Origin of the sequence: Eudoraea sp. (assembly GCF_049665975.1) — a bacterium.
In the GTDB taxonomy this organism is placed as follows: Bacteria; Bacteroidota; Bacteroidia; order Flavobacteriales; family Flavobacteriaceae; genus Eudoraea.
On sequence record NZ_JBATGR010000226.1, the window covers coordinates 1 to 8,047 of the forward strand.

The following is an 8,047-nucleotide window of genomic DNA, read 5'->3' on the forward strand; positions in this document are numbered from 1 at the left end:
GTGCAATATATTTATCACCCGGAATTTACCTGGAGAAAACTTAGGGAAACTTGTACGGGTGAATTTGAAAATGAAATAGTGAATCCACCAGACCCGAACCAATGGTTTAGGGCGAAAATAGAGATTGGAAAGAATACAGTAAAAGTCTATGTTGATGACTCCGCAAAAGCGGTTTTGGAAATTGAGCGTCTTACTGAAATAAAATCAGATAAAATAGGTATATGGACGGGTTTCAACTCTTCGGGCTCATTCAGAAACCTGCATTTGGAAACCAGGTAACTTATTTTACGTTTCCACTATACGTTTTCCAGTCTTTTTCCAGGTAGATATTATCTCCAAAGTATCGGGCAATATTTAAAAAGGGATCTGGTTTTTGATATCCAGGTACAGGAGAGAGCATATTGAATTGCGCATCCATGAATACCACGGTAGGATAACTCAAACGTCCTTGCAATAAAGCCGCAGCAAACTCATGGTAACCTCTTTTGCCGGATGGCACATACTTATAAGTCTTGCCTTTAAAATCAATAGGTTCTTTCCCTTCTCCATCCAGCTTAACCATATAAAAGTTACTGGTCATGTATTCTGCAACTTCAGCATTTTGAAAAGTATCCTTATCCATTTTTTTGCACCAGCCACACCAATCGGTATAGACATCTACAAATATCTTCTTTGGATTCTTGTCCGTCGCTGCGAGGGATGCAGCTTCATTCCAACTAAGCCAATTGACTTTCTGAGCACTTGACGTAAAGCTTAATAAACCAATAAAGACTACAAGAATAGGCTTAGTAATTGCCAGGGTCTTAAATTTCATAGGATTAGATTTGAGTAATTAGTCCAAATACTGTACCAAAACTAACGAAAATTCAGCTGCTTTATTTCACGGAGGCCTTTTGATTCTTTACTTCAAATAAATCTTTAACATCAATTTGGTTCCTGATGAGGTCATCAAAAGATTCTCTTTCCCGTATAAGTACAGATTTACCCTCATACCAGAGGACTTCAGCCGGTCTGTATCTGGAATTATAATTACTGGCCATACTAAAGCAATAAGCCCCTGCATTTTTAAAACAAAGGACATCACCTTCTGAAATTTCATTGATCCTCCTGTTATTCGCAAAAGTATCGGTTTCACAGATATAACCTACTACGGAATAATAACGTTCCTTACCTTTCGGATTGGAAATGTTAAAAATTTGATGATTGGCACCGTAGAACATGGGACGAATTAGATGATTAAAGCCCGAATCTACACTCGCAAAAACGGTAGAAGTAGTCTGTTTTACCACATTTACTTTTGCAAGAAAGTATCCGGCTTCACTTACAAGAAACTTCCCGGGTTCAAAAGCCAAAGTCAGTTCTTTTCCATACTCTTCACAAAATTCATTAAACCTGCTGCTTAATTTTTCGCCTAATTCCTCAATATTAGTCTCTATATCTCCTTCTTTATATGGTACTTTAAAACCACTTCCAAAATCTATAAAGTCAAGCTCTCTAAAATTTTTCGCAGTTTCAAAGAGAATTTCTGAAGCATATAAAAACACCTCAATATCCAAAATATCACTCCCGGTATGCATATGTATGCCATTTATTGTCATTTGAGTTAATTCAACAATTCTCAATAAATGTGGAATTTGATGGATACTAATACCAAATTTTGAATCAATATGGCCCACCGATATATTAGAATTACCACCTGCCATTACATGCGGGTTTATTCTAATACATACAGGAATATCAGGGTGTTTGCTCCCAAATTGCTCCAGGACAGAAAGATTATCAATATTTATTCGCACTCCTAAGGCTGCGGCTTCTTCAATTTCTTCCAAAGAAACTCCATTGGGGGTATAAATGATATCCTCAGGTTTAAAACCAGCCAGAAGGCCTAGTTTTACCTCTTGTATTGATACAGTGTCTAAACCACTCCCAAGATCATTCATTAACCTCAGTATAGTAAGGTTGGAAAGTGCTTTTGCCGCGTAATTTAGTTTTAAGTTTTTAACCGTTTTAAAGGCATTGGAGAGCCTGTTAAACTGAGATTTTATCTTTTCAGCATCGTAAACATATATAGGGTTACCTTACTCCTTTACAATGTTTGATAGATCGGTATGCTTCATAAGAACCTTGCTTTTGGACAAAATTAAAATACTTGTGGCTATTACACAAAATAAAACTCATAATAATTATAAATAAAACAATAAGTTACAAATATAACAAATGTAATTAGTGTATCATTTGCGACAATGTAGTTCGCTTTGTATTTTTAGAAAAATTTCTTAATATGAAACTACCCTTTTTTCCATTGCAATCTGTTTTCTTTCCAGGTGAAAAAGTGCCTTTACACATTTTTGAGGAAAGGTATAAACAACTAATCAATGATTGCCGCAAAGAGGCTATTACCTTTGGTATACCGGTCTATATTGATGATAATATTTCTTATGGAACGGAGGTACAGTTGATGGAAGTTGTTAATACCTATGAAAGCGGAGCTATGGATGTTATTTGTGTTGCCAGGCAGATTTTTAAGGTAATTACCTTTGATAACTCTTTGAATAATAGGTTATATGCAGGTGGCGAGGTACAATTTATAGACAATATTAAAGACGGTGAATTATCTGTAAAACAAGGAGTATTCCAAAAACTTAAAGAATTATATCAATTAATGGAAGTTCCTTTTGCACCCATTGAAATAGAAATGTTTAATAGCTATACCCTTGCCCACAAAATGGGCCTTTCCTTTGAGCAGGAATACCAGCTATTACAATTCGCAAGTGAAAGTGAACGTTTGCAATTTATAATGAATCATTTAGTGACTACCATCCAGGTTCTAAATGAAGTAAATCGTACTAAAGTACTTATAGAATTGAATGGTCATTTCAGAAATTTTGATCCGTTAGATTTTAAAGCTTTTAAAATTTAGGCATAAATACTGATTGTATATTGTTTTATAGCGGTTACTATTCTAAAGTCTGTTGATTCTTAAAAAGATTAGGTCCTATTTATCGTTTTATTAGGGTAAATGCAGTCCGTTTCCTATTTTTGTCTCTTAACGAACACAAATTGTAATATGAATCTTCACGAATACCAGGGAAAAGAAATTTTAGCAAGTTTTGGAGTACGAATTCAACGGGGTCTGGTGGCTCATAGCGCCCAGGAAGCAGTAGATGTAGCAAAACAACTTACACGTGAGACCGGCACTAAATGGTTTGTGATAAAAGCACAAGTACATGCAGGTGGAAGGGGTAAAGGCGGAGGCGTAAAGCTGGCAAAAAGCTTAAAAGAAGTAGAGGAGGTTTCAGGGAATATTATAGGAATGAATTTAGTTACCCCTCAAACTTCAGCAGAGGGTAAAAAAGTGCATCAGGTACTGATTGCGGAAGATGTCTATTATCCGGGGGAAAGTGAAACAAGTGAGTTTTATGTGTCCGTTTTACTGAATAGGTCTACTGGAAGGAATATGATAATGTACTCAACAGAAGGGGGTATGGATATTGAAGAAGTAGCAGATAAAACTCCACATCTTATTTTTACAGAGGAAATTGATCCGGCCGTTGGATTATTGCCATTCCAGGCAAGAAAAATTGCCTTTAATCTGGGGTTATCCGGAATTGCTTTTAAAGAAATGACCAAATTTGTTACCGCACTTTATAAGGCTTATGATCAAAGTGACTCTAATATGTTTGAAATAAATCCGGTGCTTAAGACATCGGATAATTTGATAATGGCTGTTGATGCTAAGGTTTCTATAGATGACAATTCACTGTACAGGAGAAAGCAATATGCTGAAATGCGGGATTTACGAGAAGAAAGCCCTATTGAAGTGGAAGCGCGAGCCGTAGGTTTGAACTATGTAGATCTTGATGGAAATGTAGGGTGCATGGTAAATGGAGCCGGATTGGCGATGGCTACAATGGATCTCATTAAAATGGCCGGGGGGGAGCCGGCTAATTTTCTTGATGTAGGAGGTACCGCCGATGCAAAAAGAGTGGAAGAGGCCTTTCGTATCATATTAAAGGATACTGCTGTGAAAGCTATCCTTATAAATATTTTTGGAGGTATCGTAAGATGCGACCGGGTAGCACAGGGAATTGTAGATGCTTATAAAAATATGGGAGATGCTATCAAAATTCCTATTATTGTTCGGTTACAAGGTACTAATGCGGAATTAGCCAAAGAGATAATCGATAATTCTGGTCTGGCCGTACATTCTGCGGTTCAGTTTCAGGAGGCTGCAGATAAGGTGAAAGAAGTCTTGTTATAAAATAGAATATTTTTATATCCAAAAGTTACCAGTACGTGTTACAACTTAGCGAAAACTTGTAAGAGACAAAAATCCTGAATTTCTTCAGGATTTTTTTTTGTTCTTGTATTTGACATAACTTACATCCGGTTTTTTTTTCGGTTTTTCATATTTTCTCGTAGGAGTATTTTCTGTTTTTTTTGTTTGTTTTAAAACCTCTGTTGGGATTTTTGGATTTTCTTTGGTGCCTCTTAGATGAATTACTAAACCGTTAAGGAAATTTCGCAATACCTGATCTCCGCATTCACGATATTTAGGGTGCCCTTCTTTCCTGCAAAAGGCACCGATTTCACTTTTTGAAATTCTAAAATCGACCAATTCAAGAATTTTTACAATTTCATCATCCCGAAGCATTAATGCCACCCGAAGTTTTTTTAATATATCATTATTGGTCATAACAAACATTTTATGCAAGTTATTACAAATAACCAAACCTTTACCGTTTTGAGGTCTTTTGGAGCAGTTTTTATACGAAATTGGGCATTTTGGTGTTATAGATATGACTAAATTAAAGGCGGGATTTACAATTAAAGGCATGAGTACCTATAAAGAAAAACTTAGCATATTATCCGAGATGATTGCTTTTGCAAAGGCCGATCATGCTTTAAATGATGCCGAATATAACTTTCTATTTGGAGTGGCTATTAATTTGGGTGTTGAAAAGGAAATATTTGATTCACTTCTGGATAAACAGGTAAAAATAATTGTACCTAAAACTCAGGCAGATCGTATTCTGCAATTCCATAGACTGGTACTGTTAATGAATATTGACAGAGAACAACATCAAATAGAAATTGGTAAATTACACAATATTGGATTGGGTATGGGTTTACCGCCATCTGCTATAGAACAGGTTCTTACTGTTATGCATGATTATCCCGATATGATAATACCCCCTGAAGTGCTTATCAATATTTTTAAAGCACATTACAACTAAATTCTAGCCTCAATACTCCATTAAATTCATTCTTCTGAGTATTTAGCCCGCCATTAAAGGAACCTTTTAGCTAGTAAAAGATACTGATTTGTAGTTAAAAAACACGTCAAAATGGCACTAACACAACCCATTAAGAAGCCAAAAAGTCAGTTAAATAAGCTTGGTATATAATTTGACTATTGTTAAACCAGTAAATAAGTTTAATATAAAATTATAGCATCATGAGTATAGTTAAGAGAAATAATTTGGTTTTTCCTGCCTTAATGAATGAAATCCTTAAGCCTGATTGGTTTGGGGGCTTGGAAAATTATAAGGATACATTTCCTCCGGTTAACATTCAAGAGAATGAAACAAGTTTTGAATTGGAGTTATCGGTTCCTGGACGAAAAAAAGAAGATTTCAATATAGAAATGGATGAACAGGTTTTGACAATTACCAGCGAAACGAAAAAAGAGGAAGAGGTTAAGGAAGCGAGTTACACTCGAAAAGAATTTTCTTATTCTTCATTTAAAAGATCGTTTACGCTTCCGGATATCGTTAATGAGGAAGGAATTAAAGCTTCTTATGAGAATGGTATACTAAGGTTCAGTCTACCTAAGAAAGAAGAGGCATTGCCTAAACCTAAAAGGTTAATTGAAATTGGGAAATAGGTAGAAGAAATACTATGAGATGCTCATTTAGGAGCATTCATAATAGTTGGTTTGTTTAGTTGGTTAAGAAGAGCGTCTTGATTTTACAGGGCGCTCTTTTTTTAGCTCTGTTCTTGTAGCATTTTTATTTCATCTCTGAGTTTAGCCGCATGCATAAAATCCAATTCTTTTGCCGCTTTTTCCATAGCCTTTCTCTTGTCTCGGATCAATTTTTCCTTTTGCTCTTTCGTAATATATTGTAAGTCAGGTTCTGCAGCTCTAATTTCTTCTTTTATAAAATGGTAGGTGGAAACAGAATTCTTGGCAAGTGCACTGTCCAAACTTTTGTTCAGTGCCTTAGGAATGATATTATTTGCAATATTATAAGCCGTTTGTTTTTCGCGTCGGTAATTCGTCTCATCAATTGTTTTTTGCATGCTTGCGGTAATTCTGTCGGCATACATAATTGCTTTTCCGTTTAAATGACGGGCTGCCCTTCCTACAGTTTGCGTTAAAGAGCGGTTACTTCTCAGAAACCCTTCTTTGTCTGCATCCAAGATAGCCACAAGTGATACCTCCGGTAAGTCCAAACCTTCTCTTAATAAATTAACGCCAATCAAGACATCAAATACTCCTTTTCGCAAATCCTGCATTATTTCAACCCTTTCCAAAGTGTCCACATCACTATGAATATATCGACAACGCACATTGATCCTTGCAAGATATTTGGCGAGTTCCTCCGCCATTCTTTTTGTAAGTGTGGTTACTAGTGTACGTTCGTCCAATTCTACCCGTTGATGTATTTCTTCTACCAGATCATCAATTTGGTTTAAACTTGGACGGATATCTATTTGCGGATCTAAAAGGCCAGTGGGGCGAATTACCTGTTCAACAAAAACTCCCTGACTGTTTTGTAATTCATAATCTGCGGGAGTAGCACTAACATAGATTACCTGATTCTGAAGCGCTTCAAATTCTTCAAATTTTAAAGGACGGTTATCCATGGCTGCCGGTAAGCGAAATCCATACTCAACAAGATTTTCTTTTCGGGATCTGTCACCTCCATACATCGCATGCACCTGAGGTATTGTGACATGACTTTCGTCAACAACCATTAAGTAATCATCCGGGAAATAGTCCAGTAAGCAGAATGGTCTGGTACCAGGTTCACGACCATCAAGATATCTTGAATAATTTTCAATTCCCGAGCAGTATCCTAATTCTCGGATCATTTCCAAATCAAAATTTGTACGCTCTTCTAGTCGTTTGGCTTCAAGAGGTTTAGGAATACTTTTAAAGTATTCCACTTGACTTACAAGATCTTCCTGTATTTGATGAATGGCGCCCTGAAGGATATCGGGTGAGGTCACAAACATATTCGCAGGATATATATTTAGATTTTCATAACGCTCCAATGCCTTATTCTTATAAGGGTCAAACGCTTCAATTTCTTCTATCTCATCCCCAAAGAAATGGATTCTATAAGCATGATCAGCATAGCTTGGAAATACGTCTACGACATCTCCTTTTACCCTAAAATTCCCATTTCGGAAATCGGCTGTTGTTCTTGAATAAAGACTCTGCACAAGTTGATGAAGGAATTTGGTTCTTGAAATAACCTGATCTTTCTGTATTGAGATCACATTTTTTTGAAACTCAACAGGGTTACCGATACCATATAAACAGGAAACTGAAGCCACTACAATAACGTCTCTTCTTCCGGATAATAGGGACGAAGTAGCACTAAGTCGCAATTTCTCTATATCCTCATTTATTGAAAGATCTTTTTCAATATATAATCCAGAGGTAGGAATATAGGCTTCTGGTTGATAATAATCATAATAGGAGACAAAATATTCAACAGCATTTTCAGGAAAAAACTGTTTAAATTCAGAATATAGTTGGGCTGCCAATGTTTTATTGTGAGCCAAAACAAGTGTTGGCAGTTGAACTTCTTCAATTAAATTGGCCACCGTAAACGTTTTTCCAGATCCGGTAACTCCTAATAATGTTTGATAACGTTCACCAGTTTCTATACCTTCTTTCAGCTGTTTAATTGCTTCAGGCTGGTCTCCCGTTGGAACAAACTCTGATACTAGCTTAAATTTCATTTAGCAAAGTTACAAAAGGGGAATTATTATTTGTAAAAGGAAATTTGCTATGCACAACTTATCTTTTTAA

At 36.1% G+C, this 8,047-nt stretch carries 9 protein-coding genes; 5 read left to right on the forward strand and 4 right to left on the reverse strand.

What is annotated here, in order from left to right; translation table 11 throughout:
* Positions 1–279: hypothetical protein (locus WBN20_RS08535; RefSeq protein WP_424281375.1), on the forward strand; the 279-nt coding region annotated here is incomplete at its 5' end.
* Between the two features lies 1 nt (position 280).
* Here the strand turns inward: WBN20_RS08535 and WBN20_RS08540 are convergent.
* Positions 281–814 (reverse strand): thioredoxin family protein, encoded by a 534-nt coding sequence (locus WBN20_RS08540; protein ID WP_424281376.1) that lies wholly within the window; start codon positions 812–814, stop codon positions 281–283.
* 61 nt (positions 815–875) lie between these two features.
* Positions 876–2,069, reverse strand: coding sequence for a diaminopimelate decarboxylase (lysA, locus tag WBN20_RS08545; RefSeq protein ID WP_424281381.1), 1,194 nt, complete (start codon positions 2,067–2,069; stop codon positions 876–878).
* A 212-nt stretch (positions 2,070–2,281) separates the two neighbouring features.
* On the opposite strand from lysA, the gene WBN20_RS08550 reads away from it, so the two are divergent.
* On the forward strand, positions 2,282–2,920 hold the full coding sequence (locus WBN20_RS08550) for an LON peptidase substrate-binding domain-containing protein (RefSeq protein WP_424281377.1): 639 nt from the start codon (positions 2,282–2,284) through the stop codon (positions 2,918–2,920).
* Between the two features lie 147 nt (positions 2,921–3,067).
* Complete coding sequence (gene sucC / locus WBN20_RS08555) at positions 3,068–4,261, forward strand: ADP-forming succinate--CoA ligase subunit beta (protein WP_424271556.1); 1,194 nt, start codon at positions 3,068–3,070, stop codon at positions 4,259–4,261.
* Positions 4,262–4,345: 84 nt separating this feature from the next.
* Here sucC and WBN20_RS08560 read toward each other — a convergent pair whose 3' ends face one another.
* Entirely contained in the window at positions 4,346–4,696 is a 351-nt protein-coding gene (locus WBN20_RS08560; RefSeq protein ID WP_424281378.1) for a DUF1456 family protein, read from the reverse strand.
* 139 nt (positions 4,697–4,835) lie between these two features.
* On the opposite strand from WBN20_RS08560, the gene WBN20_RS08565 reads away from it, so the two are divergent.
* Together WBN20_RS08565 and WBN20_RS08570 are read left to right on the forward strand one after the other, a co-directional pair.
* Entirely contained in the window at positions 4,836–5,237 is a 402-nt protein-coding gene (locus WBN20_RS08565) for a TerB family tellurite resistance protein (protein ID WP_424281382.1), read from the forward strand.
* Positions 5,238–5,458: 221 nt separating this feature from the next.
* Positions 5,459–5,887 carry an Hsp20/alpha crystallin family protein gene (locus tag WBN20_RS08570; protein ID WP_424281379.1) on the forward strand — a complete coding sequence of 143 codons (429 nt, stop codon included), beginning with the start codon at positions 5,459–5,461 and terminating at the stop codon, positions 5,885–5,887.
* A 101-nt stretch (positions 5,888–5,988) separates the two neighbouring features.
* Here the strand turns inward: WBN20_RS08570 and uvrB are convergent, their stop codons facing one another.
* Positions 5,989–7,977, reverse strand: coding sequence for an excinuclease ABC subunit UvrB (uvrB, locus tag WBN20_RS08575; RefSeq protein ID WP_424281380.1), 1,989 nt, complete (start codon positions 7,975–7,977; stop codon positions 5,989–5,991).
* Between the last annotated feature and the right edge of the window lie 70 nt (positions 7,978–8,047).